Annotated in this window: 15 protein-coding genes and 1 tRNA gene; 5 read left to right on the top strand and 11 right to left on the bottom strand. The window is 63.1% G+C overall.

Annotated elements, in window-relative coordinates:
• Positions 1-554: 554 nt before the first annotated feature.
• Positions 555-1,607, top strand: a complete 1,053-nt coding sequence (locus tag BMY25_RS19920; RefSeq protein WP_092499968.1) for a tyrosine-type recombinase/integrase — start codon at positions 555-557, stop codon at positions 1,605-1,607.
• 25 nt (positions 1,608-1,632) lie between these two features.
• On the opposite strand, the gene BMY25_RS20630 is transcribed toward BMY25_RS19920, so the two are convergent.
• The 3 genes from BMY25_RS20630 to BMY25_RS19905 form a co-directional block, all read right to left on the bottom strand.
• Complete coding sequence (locus BMY25_RS20630; protein ID WP_143062073.1) at positions 1,633-3,018, bottom strand: hypothetical protein; 1,386 nt, start codon at positions 3,016-3,018, stop codon at positions 1,633-1,635.
• Positions 2,978-4,036, bottom strand: a complete 1,059-nt coding sequence (locus tag BMY25_RS19910; protein WP_143062072.1) for a hypothetical protein — start codon at positions 4,034-4,036, stop codon at positions 2,978-2,980. The genes BMY25_RS20630 and BMY25_RS19910 overlap by 41 nt, the downstream gene beginning before the upstream one ends.
• 256 nt (positions 4,037-4,292) lie before the next feature.
• Positions 4,293-4,367 (bottom strand) — tRNA-Lys (locus BMY25_RS19905).
• Positions 4,368-4,824: 457 nt separating this feature from the next.
• On the opposite strand from BMY25_RS19905, the gene BMY25_RS19900 reads away from it, so the two are divergent.
• Positions 4,825-5,184 (top strand): DUF4864 domain-containing protein, encoded by a 360-nt coding sequence (locus tag BMY25_RS19900; RefSeq protein ID WP_177176966.1) that lies wholly within the window; start codon positions 4,825-4,827, stop codon positions 5,182-5,184.
• 71 nt (positions 5,185-5,255) lie between these two features.
• On the opposite strand, the gene tgt is transcribed toward BMY25_RS19900, so the two are convergent.
• From tgt to BMY25_RS19865, 7 genes are all read right to left on the bottom strand, one after another.
• Positions 5,256-6,386, bottom strand: coding sequence for a tRNA guanosine(34) transglycosylase Tgt (tgt, locus tag BMY25_RS19895; RefSeq protein WP_092499960.1), 1,131 nt, complete (start codon positions 6,384-6,386; stop codon positions 5,256-5,258).
• Complete coding sequence (gene queA, locus BMY25_RS19890; protein ID WP_092499958.1) at positions 6,383-7,444, bottom strand: tRNA preQ1(34) S-adenosylmethionine ribosyltransferase-isomerase QueA; 1,062 nt, start codon at positions 7,442-7,444, stop codon at positions 6,383-6,385. The genes tgt and queA overlap by 4 nt, the downstream gene beginning before the upstream one ends.
• Positions 7,445-7,453: 9 nt before the next feature.
• Positions 7,454-7,882 (bottom strand): VOC family protein, encoded by a 429-nt coding sequence (locus BMY25_RS19885; RefSeq protein WP_092499956.1) that lies wholly within the window; start codon positions 7,880-7,882, stop codon positions 7,454-7,456.
• 1 nt (position 7,883) lies between these two features.
• On the bottom strand, positions 7,884-8,357 hold the full coding sequence (locus BMY25_RS19880) for a peptidylprolyl isomerase (protein WP_092499954.1): 474 nt from the start codon (positions 8,355-8,357) through the stop codon (positions 7,884-7,886).
• A gap of 12 nt (positions 8,358-8,369) precedes the next feature.
• Positions 8,370-8,927 (bottom strand): peptidylprolyl isomerase, encoded by a 558-nt coding sequence (locus BMY25_RS19875; protein ID WP_177176965.1) that lies wholly within the window; start codon positions 8,925-8,927, stop codon positions 8,370-8,372.
• 70 nt (positions 8,928-8,997) lie between these two features.
• Positions 8,998-9,498, bottom strand: coding sequence for a pantetheine-phosphate adenylyltransferase (gene coaD, locus BMY25_RS19870; RefSeq protein WP_092499952.1), 501 nt, complete (start codon positions 9,496-9,498; stop codon positions 8,998-9,000).
• Between the two features lie 55 nt (positions 9,499-9,553).
• Positions 9,554-10,768, bottom strand: coding sequence for a lytic murein transglycosylase (locus BMY25_RS19865; RefSeq protein WP_092499950.1), 1,215 nt, complete (start codon positions 10,766-10,768; stop codon positions 9,554-9,556).
• Positions 10,769-11,439: 671 nt separating this feature from the next.
• Here BMY25_RS19865 and BMY25_RS19860 point away from each other — a divergent pair.
• Entirely contained in the window at positions 11,440-11,691 is a 252-nt protein-coding gene (locus tag BMY25_RS19860) for a hypothetical protein (protein ID WP_143062070.1), read from the top strand.
• Positions 11,692-11,755: 64 nt separating this feature from the next.
• On the opposite strand, the gene BMY25_RS19855 is transcribed toward BMY25_RS19860, so the two are convergent.
• Positions 11,756-12,415: a L,D-transpeptidase gene (locus BMY25_RS19855; protein ID WP_238858446.1), complete on the bottom strand. Its 660-nt coding sequence runs from the start codon at positions 12,413-12,415 to the stop codon at positions 11,756-11,758.
• Between the two features lie 567 nt (positions 12,416-12,982).
• On the opposite strand from BMY25_RS19855, the gene BMY25_RS19850 reads away from it, so the two are divergent.
• Together BMY25_RS19850 and BMY25_RS19845 are read left to right on the top strand one after the other, a co-directional pair.
• Positions 12,983-14,254 (top strand): MFS transporter, encoded by a 1,272-nt coding sequence (locus BMY25_RS19850; RefSeq protein ID WP_092499944.1) that lies wholly within the window; start codon positions 12,983-12,985, stop codon positions 14,252-14,254.
• A 161-nt stretch (positions 14,255-14,415) separates the two neighbouring features.
• Positions 14,416-14,664, top strand: coding sequence for a hypothetical protein (locus BMY25_RS19845; RefSeq protein ID WP_092499942.1), 249 nt, complete (start codon positions 14,416-14,418; stop codon positions 14,662-14,664).
• Positions 14,665-14,791: the final 127 nt, after the last annotated feature.

Raw genomic sequence — 14,791 nt, 5'->3', positions numbered from 1 at the left:
GCTGCGCGGGACGGCCTGTTGCTCACACCGCGCTGAGAAGCGTAACAAACGCCAGGACTCAGGTCGCCGCTGGATGAAAACTCAGGGGCAGGTCAGGCGCGCTCTGGTCCAAGCCGGCGGTCGACGCTTGGATCTCGGGAAATGGAAACTCGGAAGCAGCTTCGGCCCAAGACGTTGCTGAAGTCGCTGTCGAAACGGCCCGCAGCAATCTCGAGAAGCGATACGGCGGCCGGGCAGCGTGACCTGCCAAGTTTCCGGCCGCCTGTTCGGATCGCTTATCAGCGGTCCCGGATGCATCCTGATGGCCGACCAGCCAGGCCTGCCGTGCGTCCTCTAGTCAAACGTGTACCCGAGCGCATATCGTGCCCCGCGCCTCGGTCGGGGAGTACCATGGGCAACGTCACAGTCCGCATTCCTCACGAACCTGGCGGGAAGGCCGGCCGCGGTTCTGGCCGGGTAAGAACCTGCGCACCCTGGGCTACAAGGGGCGCGACCTAAGACACCCGGATGGCCGGTGGTTCGAACTGAACGAGGCAATTGCCTGGTCTGCGGACTTGCTCAAGGAGCTTGAAGCTCGGAAGTCCGCGGCGACTGTCGGCAAGCGCGTGGCGAAACCGGCCGGGCCGAAGCTCTACACCGTCGCGGATCTCTTCCGCGACTGGCACGCCAGCCCGCGTTTTTCCGGCGGCCAGACACAGGAAGGGCGCAAACGGCGCAAGCCGCTCGCTCCCAAGACGATCCAGTTCTACCGGCAGAATGCCCGAGTGCTTGAGGACTTCGATCCCGAGCTTTGGGTAAGCCCTGTGGCCGCACTGACGCCGGTTGTGCTCGACGGGCTCTATGATGCCCTAGACGAGGCAAAGGGCGCATCCGTCGCCCGCGCCACCATGGCGACGCTGCGCGCCGCCCTGAGCTTTGGCCAGCGGAAGGGCCGCGTCGCACACAATCCCGCCAAAGGACTTGGCATCGGCCAAGCCGAAGCGCGGATCCGCGTGGGCACCATTCCCGAGATGCAGGCCTTGGTCGCAGCGGCCGATGCGATCGGCAAGCCGGAAATCGGAGATATCATCCTGCTCGGCTTGTTCACCGGTCAGCGCCAGGGCGATCGCCTGCAGATCGAGGGCGGTGACATGGTCGACGGCCGGCTCTTCTTTCGCCAGAACAAGACGGGTGCAGTCGCGATCGTTCCGCCAGCACCGGCTCTCCTGACGCGCTTGGCCGAAGCACGCGAGCGGCGCAAGGAAGAGAAGGTCCGCTGGCCTCAGGTCGTGATCGACGAGGAGCGCCAGCGGCCGTTCTCTGACCCGAGCCGCTACGGGAAGGTATTTCGCCAAGTGCGCGCGGCCGCCGTCGCCGGCGAAGAGGAAAAGGATCGGCCGCCCTGCCCTTCCCTGGCTGACTTTCGCGACCAGGACCTGCGCGACACGGCCGTGACCTGGTTAGCGAACTCAGGCTGCACAGTGCCGGAGATCTGCTCGATTACCGGCCACACCGAACAGTCCGCCTACGGCATCCTCAAGCACTACCTCGGCCAAGATCCCGAGCGAGCAGCCGCAGCAATTGGAAAGCTCGTCGCGTGGTTAGAAAAGAAGGGTGCCCGACTGTAATCCCGACCAGCTATGGCAATCTGTTTCAACACGTGACCCAAGCTCCGGCCGTGCGGATCAACCTCGGCCAGAGTTCTAGTTGATGCAAGACTTTCGATAACGGCTCATCGTAATTACTCACGGCGACAAGAATGAGCACTATAGCCACCAATATTCCTACGGATGCTACCACATAATATGGAAACTCAGCTTGCTTAGCTGGCGTGAGGACCATCTCCCGATAGTCAACGTCCGATATGAAGCGATATATCTTGTGACGCCATTGCTCACGCAGAGATCGCTGCAACTTCAAGTACAACCATCCTGAAACCGTGACACTAAGAAGATAAGCGGCGACGACCAATGCCACCGATGAAAGGATCCATGGTGCAGTGGTAGAGGTGGAGCGGGCAGCCACTAGCCCGATACCGGTTGCCAGAGAGACGCTTATCGCGGTGACTAGCGCCCTGGTGCTATCCGCCGCCTTAGAGGCATCCTCCGCGATCATTTTGCGGAGATCGCCTTGAGCGCTTAGCGCCTGTCGGCCCAAATCGGACTGGCTAAGCTGATATGCTAGACGTGCGCCATTCAGTACATCTCTTCCGATAATTGGCAGCGCCTTTCCAATAGGCACGCCCCTCGGAAATGAACGAGCAAGTTCTGCTCCTATAAGTGCGTGTCGCTGCTCTGCAGCCGCCTTCTCTTCGTAGACCCAACCCACCATGGCTTGCAGCTCACCAAATCCCGAGCTTCCGAGATCTCGACTGAGATCTTGATCAGGTAGATCAATGCTCAAATTTGGTGGTCCGATAAAAACAGCCGTTCGCCTTCCAACTACTTCAGCGGCTATGCTGCGAAGCAAAGCAGGAACCGCCTGCGCCGCGAAACTTGCGAACGCCTTGTCATTCCAAAGCTGATCGTTCACGGGCGAGCGCAGCAACCATCTTCGTATGTCGCCTGGAACCACTCTGCTCTCTGCTGCCTCTCGCACCAAGTCCAAGGGGCTTTTGGTTTCAGAAGCAGCGGCAAACACGTCGCCCCCACCCCAAGGATGAATTGAAGCGAACCCCGTCGAGAAAGCGAGCTCAGATGCGGCGACCTGCCAAACACCTCCATCTTCTCTCTCGACTAGAGCTTTGACGAAACCACTTTGGGTCAAAAACCTCAATCCAGCTGCAGGATCCGGTTTTTCAGCTGTAACGATAAACGGCTCCAAGTCGGGGTCGAGTTGTTCTAGGTCAGTTGGCTGTTGGGCGGCGTCCACAATGCCGACGGGCCAGCCCAACCCTCTTAAAGCCTCGGTGGCTTGACGAGCTCGGGTTACGTCCAAGCGGGCCAGGGTGAGGGCATGATTGGCTTCAACAACGGAAACGTTCCGCTGTGCCTCCCAATCATCGATCAGGGCGCCTACCGCGTTCGGTGATAACACCATCGGTGTAATTCCTTGTTGTCACCACGAAGCGCGTTTCTCCGTTCGGTTGCTCTTCTCTACGAACGGCTTGGCCCTCCAGAGCCGTGTTGTATTCGAGAGTTACGCCCTCTTCAGTTTGCACCTGACGTCGTACCGATCGCGGCAAACCTTCCTGGTGCGGTGCAAACGCAACACCTTCGAGGCGACGCCTTCTGACAAGACGGTTCACCGAGGTGTCAAGCGTCCCCCTCACCCTTGCGTCTTCAGGTTGACCAGCACCTACCCAAACTGCCTGACGGACGACGTCTTCATTGATTTCAGGCGCATTGCGGAGAACATCTAGCGCCCTGGCCAAACCGACAGCCACCCCACCACGAGGAAGGTATTCCTTGTTATCTTGAAGAGCCGTCCGCACGACGTCCCTAACCTCTCGAGTGAGGTCTTGATCATTCCGCTCCCGCTCGACCTGCAGATAGTCTTGAAAGTAGCTCGTCAGCGTCGGAGCGGGCCGGCCCATTCGGTCGCGGGTGGAGATCCCGGGTTCCGCCACGCCATCGACGGTTCTGACAAGCGCAGCTTTCTGGATCGAAGCTTTGTCACTCACGAAAGCTTCCACAATCCGACGCAGCGCTGTCGCTCCCTCCCGCTGCACCAGCTCCAACGCTTGGCTGTAGTCGTACTTAACCAAAGCATAAATCCGTGTGCTTTCGTCAGCGACGCCTAATTCGAAGACGAAAAATGCCCCGTCTCTCATATTGCCGGTATGAAATCGCCTGAAATCTGAAGACAGTGCCTGCGCGCCTTCATGGAAGGGTATGTCCCGGCGGGCAACTTCTTCAATTCTGTCCCGGGTGCTAGACCTGTCGGCAAAGCGATAGATGCTGTCGGATGCAACATCCCTCAGGATTTGCAGTAAGAAGTCATCGTGCTCGACCGGCAGTTCCGGTTGAGGTTCAAAGTCGGCATCGTCCGCGACGATATGGAGGCTCATGCGAGCCAGCCGAAGAGAATCAATCTCTGCATCACTCAGGAAACCCACAACTTCCTCCCTCAACCAAGTTGAGGGGTTCAACCTTAAGCCGATTCCCGGGAAACAAAATCCCACACAAATCAGAACATATCAAGAACATAATAAGGTAATCAAGAGCGACATTCGACAAGGGGAGAGAGTGCTAAGGTGCGGCTAACGAGCAATGGAGCAAGCGAAGTTCCCACGTGGGACGTGGGAACGGTCCCAAGCGGTCCCATGTTCTCCGGCTGTTCTCACAGCTGTTCGGCTAAGTCTTTGAGAAAGCTGGTGAGCCCTGTGGGGGTCGAACCCACGACCTACTGATTAAAAGTCAGCCGCTCTACCACTGAGCTAAGGGCTCGTCCGTGTCGGGGGACTGGGGGTCCGCCGGTTCGGCGAGCATCGTTGCGGACTGTGCCGCGATGCCGATCTCGGGCATTTACCGGAATTCGGAGCCAAGGGGAACCCGGAAAAGGGTTCGCCCACATCGTATGTCCCGCAAGAAACCGGGACCGAGCGGGCTTTTCGAGACCATAAAGGATTCCCGAAGCCGGCTCTCCTTCTTACGATTCTCCTAATCCCGATTTCGTGATCTGTCCCAATCGGGAACATTTTCCCCTCTTGACAATTATTCCGACACCAAGGGACGAGGAACCACGAAGATGCGTCGCACTGTCAACTCAGCACTGTTCGGTAGGAAGCCGCTCCGCGCGCTGCTTATCTGCAGCGCTCTGATGGTAAGCGCAACAGGTTCCTCTGTTGTCGCCGAAGAACAGATCCCGGTGATTGGCAAGGCGACTACCGTGGTCATGAAGACCATGCCGACGAATACTGACGCGGACTCGATCCGCACGGCGGTCGAAGTCTTCGTCTGGGGTGTCTCCAACAACAACGCCAAGGCCGTCTACGCTCTGGCGCCCCGCGCCGAGCAGAAGCGCTATGGCAGCGAACAGGCCGTCCTGACCGCCTTTTCCGCCTCCCATCCCCCGCTGGCTTATGCTCAGCAACTGACCTTCGACAGCATCACCCAGTCGCGTGGCCAGACGAGCGCCAGCTTCTACATCAAGGACAAGCAGGGTCTGCAGTGGCATGCCAGCTTCGGCATGACCCAGGACAATGCCGGCGCCTGGCACATCGCCAACTGCGCGATAGAGGCTGCTCCTGGCACCCTGATCTAGGCTACCCGCTCCGTCATCCGGTCGGAGCGAAGACAGACAACCTCATCTCTGAAATGTTCGCATCGCCTGCCTCAATCGAGGCGGGCGATGTCGCCTTGTGCCCAACCTTCCCGCGTTTCCGCCATGAAGTCCTCGAATCGCCCTTCCGAGATCGAGGCGCGAATGCCGGCCATCAACTCCTGATAGTAGGCGAGATTGTTCCAGGTCAGCAGCATCGCGCCCAACGCCTCGCCCGTGCGAACGAGGTGGTGCAGATAAGCGCGGGAATAGTCGCGCGAGGCGGGGCACGCGCTTTCCTCGTGCAGCGGACGATGATCGTCGGCATGACGAGCGTTCTTGAGATTGATCTTGCCGCGCCGGGTGAAGGCCAGACCGTGGCGCCCTGCCCGCGTCGGCATCACGCAATCGAACATATCGATGCCGCGCTTGACCGATTGCAGGATATCGTCCGGCGTGCCCACGCCCATGAGGTAACGCGGGCGGCTGGTCGGCAGCGCCGGACAGGTCACATCGAGCATATCCAGCATCACCGCCTGCGGCTCGCCCACGGCCAAACCGCCGACTGCATAGCCCTCGAAGCCGAGCTCGGTCAGCCCCTTCGCCGATTCCAGCCGGAGGTCCGGCTGGTCGCCGCCCTGCACGATGCCGAAGAGCGCGTGGCCCGGCCGCGTGCCGAAGGCCTGCTTGGAACGCTCCGCCCAGCGCAGCGACAGCCGCATGGCGCGCTCGATCTCCGCGCGCTCGGAGGGCAGCCCCACGCACTCATCCAGCTGCATCACGATGTCGGAGCCCAGGAGTTGCTGGATCTCTATCGAGCGCTCCGGCGTCAAATGATGCTTGGATCCGTCGAGGTGGGATCGGAAGGTCACGCCCTTCTCGTCCAGCTTGCGCAGCTGCGCCAGCGACATGACCTGGAAGCCGCCGGAATCGGTCAGGATCGGATGCGGCCAGCGCATGAATTCATGCAGGCCCCCAAGCCGCGCGACGCGCTCCGCCGTCGGCCGCAGCATCAGGTGATAGGTATTGCCGAGGACGATATCGGCGCCAAGCTCGCGCACCTGGCCGGGATACATGGTCTTGACGGTCGCCTGCGTGCCGACCGGCATGAAAGCGGGCGTGCGGATCAGGCCGCGCGGCGTGTGGATCGCGCCGGTGCGGGCATCCCCGTCGGTCGCGTGAAGGGCAAAAGTGAACTCGGTCATGTCTTGCGATCCGGGAACAGCAGCGAGCCGTCGCCGTAGGAGTAGAAACGGTAGCCGCTCGCAATAGCATGGCCATAGGCCGCTTTCATCGTTTCCAGGCCGGCAAAGGCGGAAACCAGCATGAAGAGCGTCGAGCGCGGCAGGTGGAAGTTGGTGACCATCGCGTCCACCGCCCGAAATCGATAGCCCGGCGTGATGAAGATGTCGGTGCCGCCGGAGAACGGGCGGATGACGTCGTCTTCGCCAGCGGCGCTTTCCAGGAGCCGCATCGATGTCGTGCCGACGGCCACGACCCGGTGCCCGGCGGCGCGTGCCGCATTCAGGCGATCGGCCGTGGCTTGGTCCAGGGTCCCGATTTCGGTGTGCATGTGGTGGTCTGCCGTGTCATCGACCTTGACCGGCAGGAACGTACCCGCGCCGACATGCAGCGTCACGAAGGCGTGGCCAATGCCGGCTTTCTCCAGCCGGCGCAGCAGATCGTCGGTGAAATGCAGCCCCGCCGTGGGCGCCGCGACGGCACCGTCCTTCTCGGCGTAGACGGTCTGGTAGTCGCTGCGATCGCGCTCGTCGGCGGCGCGCTTGGAGGCGATGTAAGGCGGCAGCGGCGGCGCGCCGGTTTCGGCGATCGCTATGTCCAGCGCCGGCCCGGAGAGGTCGAAATCGAGGCGGATGCGCCCGTCGTCGAGCTTCTCGCCCACGGTGGCGGACAGGCGCTCACCTTCCCCGAAACGAATGCGGTCGCCGGGCGCGAGGCGACGGCCGGGCTTGGCGAAGGACCACCAGCTGCGGCTGTCGATTCGCTCGATCAGCGTCGCGGAAACGGCGACGACATTGCCGTCGCGCTCCCGCGTGCCGGAAAGCTGGCCCGAGATGACGCGGGTGTTGTTGAAGACGAGGATGTCGCCGGGCGAGAGCAGGTCCGGCAAGTCACGCGCGATGCGGTCCTCGAGACGCGCCTCTGGGCGGACGACGAGAAGTTTCGCGGCGTCCCGCGGTTCGGCGGGCCGGAGCGCGATGCACTCCTCGGGAAGTTCGAAATCGAAATCGTCGACGCGCATGGTCTCAATCTATTCGGAATGGGCCTGGGGCGGATCGAGTGGCCATGCCGCATTCTGGAGGACAAGGCGATAGCCTTCCGGGTCCTCGAAGGTCCGGCCACGGCGATCCCAGTAGGGATTGTTGGACCGGACGGGGCGGAAGCCGTGGCTTTCCATCCGGCTGACCGCCGCCTGCCACCTCTCCGCGTCAGGCAGATAGAGCACGAGGAGATGCTCCTCGCCGGCGGCCCTCGCCGCAGAGGTGCCATGCTCACGCACGAGTTCCAGATGCCAGCCGGCGCCCGGATAGCCGAGGATCAGGCCATCGAATCCGTCATGACCGTCGAAGCTGCCGAGGACGGCAAAGCCCGCGGCATCTCCATAGAAGCGCTGCAGCGCCGCGAGGTCGTTAGCCGGCCTCGCGACGCGCAGCACGGGAACGCTGGCGTTCCCGCTCATCTCAGGCCGCGTCGGCGGCGACCTTGACCGAGTTGATCGTGTCGGGGCTGCGCGGCGGCTCGCCCTTCTGGATCTGGTCGATATTGTCCATGCCGGAGGTCACCTCGCCCCAGACGGTGTACTGCTTGTCGAGCCACGGAGCGTCGGCGAAGCAGATGAAGAACTGGCTGTCGCCGGAGTTCGGATCGGCGGCGCGGGCCATGGAGACGGTGCCGCGCTTGTGCTTCTCGGCGCTGAATTCGGCCGGCAGCTTCTGGCCGGAACCGCCCGTGCCGTTGCCGCGCGGATCACCCGTCTGGGCCATGAAGCCGTCGATCACGCGGTGAAACTTGAGACCGTCATAAAAGCCCTGACGCACCAGTTCCTTGATGCGTGCGACATGGCCGGGAGCCAGGTCGGGACGCAGGCGGATGGTGACGGGCCCCTTGGAGGTTTCCAGCAACAGCGTGTTTTCGGGATCGTTCGTCTCGCTCATTCGAGCCTCCTGCTACTTCTCGTCCGCCGCGACGCGCAGCGTGATGATCTTGTCGGGATTGGGAACCATGCCGTTATCGGCTTCCGGCCCCTTCTTGATCTTGTCGACGGCATCCATGCCGCTGACGACCTCACCCACCACCGTGTACTGGCCGTTCAGGAACGGCGCATCGGCGTAGGTGATGAAAAACTGCGAGTTGGCGCTGTTCGGGTCGGAAGAGCGCGCCATGCCGACCACGCCGCGCGTGAACGGCACCTTGGAGAACTCCGCCTTGAGATCCGGCAGGTCGGAGCCGCCGGTCCCGTCGCCCTTGGGATCGCCCGTCTGCGCCATGAAGCCGGCGATCACGCGGTGAAACTTGAGCCCGTCATAGAAGTGCTTGGAGGCCAGCGTCTTCAGCCGCTCCGCATGCTTGGGGGCAATGTCGGGACGCAGGTGGATGAGAACCGTGCCGTCCTTCAGCTTCATCACCAGCGTGTTCTGGGGATCGTTCGCCTGCTGCGCGAAGGCCTGCGTGGACAGGAGCATCAGCCCGGCAGCGACAGCGCCGGCGATCTTGGCTTTCAACATGAAGGTTCCTTCTGAAAAGGTGATCCTGAGGGAAAGGCCCGGGGAAACCACTCGTTCCCGACCGGCGCAATCAGGCGTCCGATTTCCCCATCTTCAGCCGCCGCGCGACTTCCGGGGGAACGAAGCGGCTGACATCTCCTCCCATACCGCTGATCTGGCGGACCAGAGTGGCGGTGATGTGACGGTCCTCCGGACTGGCCGGCAGAAACACCGTCTGCAGCCACGGCGCAAGCGTCCGGTTCATCCCGGCCATCTGCATCTCGTAATCGAGATCGGTGCCGTCCCGGAGGCCGCGGATCAGGATGGTGGCACCGACATCGCGCGCGAAATCGGCGACCAGATTGTCGAACGTCCGCACCTCCAGCGCGACGCCCGAGGCGCCGGCGATCGGACCTGCGACGGTCTCGATCATCGCGATCCGCTCCTCCACCGACAACAGAGGCTTCTTGGACGGATGCACGCCCAGCCCCACGACGAGCCGGTCGCAAAGCGTCAGCGCCGCCCGAAGCATGTCGAGATGCCCGTTGGTCAACGGATCGAAGCTACCGGGATAGAGAGCGGTGCGGGTCATGACGGCAGTTAAACGGGACGGCCGCGCAGTTGCAATGCGCGGCCTGTCCCTGGCTTCAGCCGCCGCGAAGCCGGGCGAGCAGTTCCGGCGTCGGATAGGCGTCCGCCGGCAGGCCGTACTTGATCTGCGCCTTCTTCACGCCGGCGCGGGTCGCCTCGCCGAGCTTGCCGTCGATCTCGCCGGTCTCAAAGCCCTGCCGCACAAGCGCGGTCTGGAGCTGCTTGACCTCGGCCGGGCTCAGCACCGTGACCGGCGCATTGCCCGAATGGACCGGACCGGCCCCGTCGAGCCGCGCCGCGAAATAGGCGGCCGTCGTGGAGTACACGGCGGACTGGTTCCACTTCAGGAAGACCTGGAAGTTCGGATAGGCCAGGAACGCCGGACCGTTACGGCCCATCGGCAGGTCCAGCGAGGACGGTAGCCCGTCCATCGGCAGCGGCCGGCCATTCGCCTGCGTCACGCCGAGCTTGGCCCAGAAGGAACGGGGATGCTGGATATCCAGCCCCGATTCCGCCCACGGAAGGTCGGTCGGCACGCGCACTTCCTGCAGCCAGGGCTGGTTGCGCTGCCATCCGTAGCTGGCAAGGAAATTACCGGTCGAGGCCAGCACGTCCGGCACGCTGTGGACGAGATCGCGGCGGCCGTCGCCGTCGGCGTCAACGGCGTATTTCAAGTAATATGACGGCATGAACTGGGTCTGGCCGAGCTCGCCCGCCCAGGCACCGCGCATCTGGTCCGGCGTAGCGTCGCCACGATCGATGAGCTGCAGCGCGGCGAGAAGTTCCGGCCGGAACATTTCGGGCCGGCGGCAATCCCAGGCCAGCGTCGCGATCGACTGCAGGGTCGGCGAATTGCCCTGCACCGCGCCGAAATCCGTCTCGAGGCCCCAGAAGGCGGTGATGACGGCCGCCGGTACGCCGTACTGGCGCTCGACCTGCGAGAAGTTGGAGGAATATTTCCGGATCAGGGACGTGCCCTTCTGCAGCCGGTTGTTGGAAACCATGCGGCTGGAGAACTGCAGGAAGCTCTGCGAGAAGACGGACTGACCGCGATCCTTGGCAATGATGCCGGAATCAAAGCGGACGTTATCGAGCGCGGAAATCGCATTGGCGGAGACGCCCTGCTGCGCCGCTTCGCGCTTGAACCCGGCCAGCCAGCTATCAAAGCCGGCGGCGCCGCCGCAGCTTGCCGCCATGGCAGGTCCGGCCAGCAGGGACGAGGCCATCAGCGCGACCCCCATCAGACAACCCGAACCCACTTTCAAACGCATGGTAGCTCCTCTTGACGACAGGTCAATTTGCGCATGCCCGCTCCCCCGTCAAGGCCAAGGGTCATTCGAAAGGCCAGGGCCGGGCACCCGATTGGCGGTCCGGCCCCGAATAAGCGGCAATGGCAGAGGCGGACTTGGGCGGACCCCCAGTAGACCCGAGTACACCCGAGTGCACCCGAGTACGCCCGAGTGCACCTGAGTACGCCTGAATGGACTCGCTGGACTGGGGGGAAGGAGCGGGTCAAGCGAGCCGGACCGGCGCGTGATCCTGACGTTCCCATCGCAGCCACAACGCCAGGCACGGGGCGGTAACGAGGCAGAAGGACGAACCGAACACACGGGAAACCTGACGCCCGAAGAACTCGCGGATCCCGCGAATCCCCGGATGGGTCCGGGGCGAATACCTCCCGCAGCTCCGGCCATGCCATCGGCCGCGCCACATCCGGCGCTGCGGCAAAGACCGCGCGGAGCGGGCAACAGGGCGTCCCGATCGAGCTTGGCGGCACGCCGGGCGCGCTTTCCACATCGTCCGGCGGACGGCAGGGAACGACCGGGCGCTCCCCCTCTGGCGGTCGGTGGCGACGACCTCGCCGGGCGGGGCACCGCAACCAATCCCGGCAGCAGGTCTTTTGATGAAAGCGCCCGGCGCGATCAGACCTCAGGAGCAGAAGATGGCGAAAGCAGGCCAGCACGGAATGGGTCACGGCACGGTGGAAGGCCACCAGCATGTCGGCACGACGGATCCGGCGATCCCCGACGAAGGCGATCTCGGCGCCCAGATCCATAACGAAAACAAGCGCTACGGCGACGACGCTCGCGGCGCGGATCATCGCAAGACCCAGGCCGGTTCGACCGATGAGGCCGAAGGGGTGGTGGAGAGCTTCGAGAAGCTCGATCCAAAGGCTCGCTCCGGCGAGGAGTGAACCCGATCTGCGGGACAAGAAAAAAGGGGCCCGCAGGGGCCCCTTTTCGTTCGCGCCGTCCGGTTCAGGAACCCAGCGCGATCGCGGTGCCCTTGGACGGCAGGACGACCACCTTGGTGCCGACGGGAACGCGGTCGTAGAGATCGATCACATCCGCATCGAGCATGCGAATGCAGCCCGAGGACATGGCATGGCCGATCGTATAGGGCTCGTTGGTGCCGTGGATGCGGTAAAGCGTGTCGCGTCCGCCCTGATAGAGGTACATCGCGCGCGCCCCGAGCGGGTTGGAGGGGCCGCCGGGCATGCCATGCGCGAACTGCGCGGAGCGGGGATCGCGGGCGATCATGTCGGCCGGCGGCGTCCAGGTCGGCCACTTCGCCTTGCGCTGGATCGTGGCCTTGCCGGCCCACAGGAAGCCCTCGCGGCCGACGCCGACGCCATAGCGACGGGCCTTGCCGCCTTCCATGACGAGGAAGAGGAAGCGCTGGTCGGGGGCGATGACGATGGTGCCGGGCGCCTCGCCCGTCGGGTCATCGACGACCTGCCTCCAGAACTGCGAATCGATCCTGGACAGGTCTACCGGCGGAACCTTGAACTTCTCGTCCTTGGGTCCGTACAGGATCTTGGGGCCGCTGGTCGCGCCACCGAGGGGACCGGAAACTCCGGCGCAGGCACCCAGCAGGGAGGTGGCGCCTAGCATCAGGAACGCACGTCTATCGAACACGATTCTCTCCAGAAAAGAGCAATGAGCCAAGGGGCAGGTAATGTGGTTAACAAGAGAGCAATGAAACGTTCATGACCTCATCACGATCCCGAGTGATGAACGAACAAGATCGGCTGTGTCTTTTGAGCAACAATCATGATCGGCAGGCAAACATTCATTGCTGGCAGGCGATCTTCTGAATTGTTCTGAAGACCGCCAGTGCAGACGAATCATTCTACTCGCAGGTTCTTAGTGCTTCATTAATCATCTCGATCCAAACTCTCCGATGACAGCTTCGCAGCGATGCGACACTGAATCTGGCGAGCAGCGTGGAACGCAGACACGCAAGCCTGACGTGGCGGGCATTGAACCCTAGGCTTCACGGACGGTGCCACATAAGTTCGTTGCCGGAGTAGCGCCCGGCCTCGCCGGATCTTTTGCCCGAAGCGATTCGGGATGGCGACGGGACGTGCCCGCGCGGGCAGAACCGCCCCGGGTTGCGGCATCATGGTCGCCGGCCGGCCATTGTAAGTGTGACTTACCGGTCTAGTCTCCTTCTTTCCCTCAAGGGGAAAATGGGGAGGAAGCATGTCTATCCTTTCGGATTTCCGCAGCCTGGAACAAGGCCAGCGGCACGTCATCGCCGCGAGTTATCTCGGCTGGACGCTCGACGCCTTCGATTACTTCATCCTGGTCTTCGTCCTGAAGAATATCGCCACGGACTTCGGCACCAGCGTCAAGGCGGTGACATTGGCGATCACGCTGACGCTGGCCGCCCGACCTATCGGCGCGCTGATCTTCGGGCTCGCCGCCGACCGGTTCGGCCGTCGACCCACTCTGATGGTCAACGTCCTGCTTTATTCCATCCTTGAATTCGCTTCCGGCTTCGCCCCTTCCCTGACCGTGCTGATCGTGCTGCGCGCGCTCTACGGTGTCGCCATGGGCGGCGAATGGGGCGTCGGCGCCTCGCTGACGCTGGAATCCGTGCCCCCGAAGCTACGCGGCCTTGTTTCCGGCCTGCTGCAGGCGGGATATCCCTCGGGCTATCTCCTCGCCTCCATCGTGTTCTTCGCGCTGTTCCCGCTGATCGGCTGGCGCGGCATGTTCATGGTCGGCGTGATCCCTGCCCTGCTGGTTCTCTACATCAGGCGGAACGTCGACGAATCGCCGGCCTTCCTGCGGCGACAGCAGCGGGCGGAAAAGGTCGGCGTCGTCGCCGCCCTGCGCGGACACATCGGCCTCGCGCTCTGGGCGATCGTGATGATGGCCGGGTTCAACTTCTTCAGCCACGGCACGCAGGACGTCTATCCGACCTTCCTGGAGACCCAGCGCGGAATGTCGACGCACCAGACCGGCGCGATCGCCATCACCTACAATATCGGCGCGATCCTGGGCGGCCTGTTCTTCGGGGCCTTCTCCGAGCGGATCGGACGCCGCCGCGCCATCGTCATCGCCGCCATCCTGGCCCTGCCCGTCATTCCGCTCTGGGCCTATTCCACCAGCGGCGTGTGGCTGGCGATCGGCGCGTTCCTGATGCAGTTCTTCGTGCAGGGAGCCTGGGGCGTGGTGCCCGTGCATCTCAACGAGATCTCGCCGGACGCGATCCGCGGCACCTTCCCCGGCGTGGTCTACCAGCTCGGCAACCTGCTCGCGTCCTACAACTCGACCTTGCAGGCCGGCATCGCGGAGGCTCGGGGTGGGGACTACGCCTTTGCCCTCGCTCTGGTCGCCGGCATCGTCGCGGTCGTGGTGGCCGTGCTTGCCGGGTTCGGGCGGGAAGCGAGGGGCATCCGCTTCGGCACGGTCCAAGGGAAAGCCGAGCCCGCACCGGCAACCGTGACCCCCATCGCGCCCGGCTGACGAGCTGGATATCGGGAGCCGGCGGCCAGCCCGCCGGCTCCCGATCATAAAGCCCACGGCTGAAAACAGCCGCGAAGTGTGACATTGCAGTGATTGACCACTGACTGCCGGGGCGTCCTAATCGAACGGGGGGTTCGACCATCGACCGTCAGGACGCAGCCATGGCAGCCATTTACGAAGAGCCCATCGAAAATCTCAGGAAGGCGCGCGCGAACTTCGTTTCCAAGCGCCGGCGCATGGCGAGCGAAATGGCCGATCCCAGATCTACCTCGTCGCACTACGCCCCGCTTTTCTCGGAGCTGCAACAGGCCATCGTGGCGATCGATCAGGCGATCCAGGACGAGGAAGTCCTCGGGCCGGCGAGCCACGAGGCCTATGCGCTCGCCGGGGCGCAAGAGGACGAAGACTAGGCTCTGAACTCATTAAGGGTTGAGCTTCTGGCCGAAGGCTGATTCACCTGTTCGGGGAGGAGCATGGTGATGGCGCGTTACGATCTCAGCGAAGCGGAGTGGCGGGTGATTGAGCCGCTTTTGCCGA

The organism is Faunimonas pinastri, assembly GCF_900110915.1.
Classification (GTDB): Bacteria; Pseudomonadota; Alphaproteobacteria; order Rhizobiales; family Afifellaceae; genus Faunimonas; species Faunimonas pinastri.
Note: the sequence above shows the minus strand (reverse complement) of the source record. Positions and strands in the feature narration are given on the sequence as shown.

Bases quoted from the DNA above. Each gene is read 5' to 3' on its own strand.
- tgt (WP_092499960.1), bottom strand. From the start codon at position 6,386: ATGACCGAGTTCACTTTTGCCCTTCACGCGACCGACGGGGATGCCCGC.
- coaD (WP_092499952.1), bottom strand. From the start codon at position 9,498: ATGACCCGCACCGCTCTCTATCCCGGTAGCTTCGATCCGTTGACCAAC.
- BMY25_RS20630 (WP_143062073.1), bottom strand. From the start codon at position 3,018: ATGGTGTTATCACCGAACGCGGTAGGCGCCCTGATCGATGATTGGGAG.
- BMY25_RS19850 (WP_092499944.1), top strand. From the start codon at position 12,983: ATGTCTATCCTTTCGGATTTCCGCAGCCTGGAACAAGGCCAGCGGCAC.
- BMY25_RS19865 (WP_092499950.1), bottom strand. From the start codon at position 10,768: ATGCGTTTGAAAGTGGGTTCGGGTTGTCTGATGGGGGTCGCGCTGATG.
- BMY25_RS19860 (WP_143062070.1), top strand. From the start codon at position 11,440: ATGGCGAAAGCAGGCCAGCACGGAATGGGTCACGGCACGGTGGAAGGC.
- BMY25_RS19900 (WP_177176966.1), top strand. From the start codon at position 4,825: ATGCCGACGAATACTGACGCGGACTCGATCCGCACGGCGGTCGAAGTC.
- BMY25_RS19885 (WP_092499956.1), bottom strand. From the start codon at position 7,882: ATGAGCGGGAACGCCAGCGTTCCCGTGCTGCGCGTCGCGAGGCCGGCT.
- BMY25_RS19875 (WP_177176965.1), bottom strand. From the start codon at position 8,927: ATGTTGAAAGCCAAGATCGCCGGCGCTGTCGCTGCCGGGCTGATGCTC.
- BMY25_RS19880 (WP_092499954.1), bottom strand. From the start codon at position 8,357: ATGAGCGAGACGAACGATCCCGAAAACACGCTGTTGCTGGAAACCTCC.
- BMY25_RS19845 (WP_092499942.1), top strand. From the start codon at position 14,416: ATGGCAGCCATTTACGAAGAGCCCATCGAAAATCTCAGGAAGGCGCGC.
- queA (WP_092499958.1), bottom strand. From the start codon at position 7,444: ATGCGCGTCGACGATTTCGATTTCGAACTTCCCGAGGAGTGCATCGCG.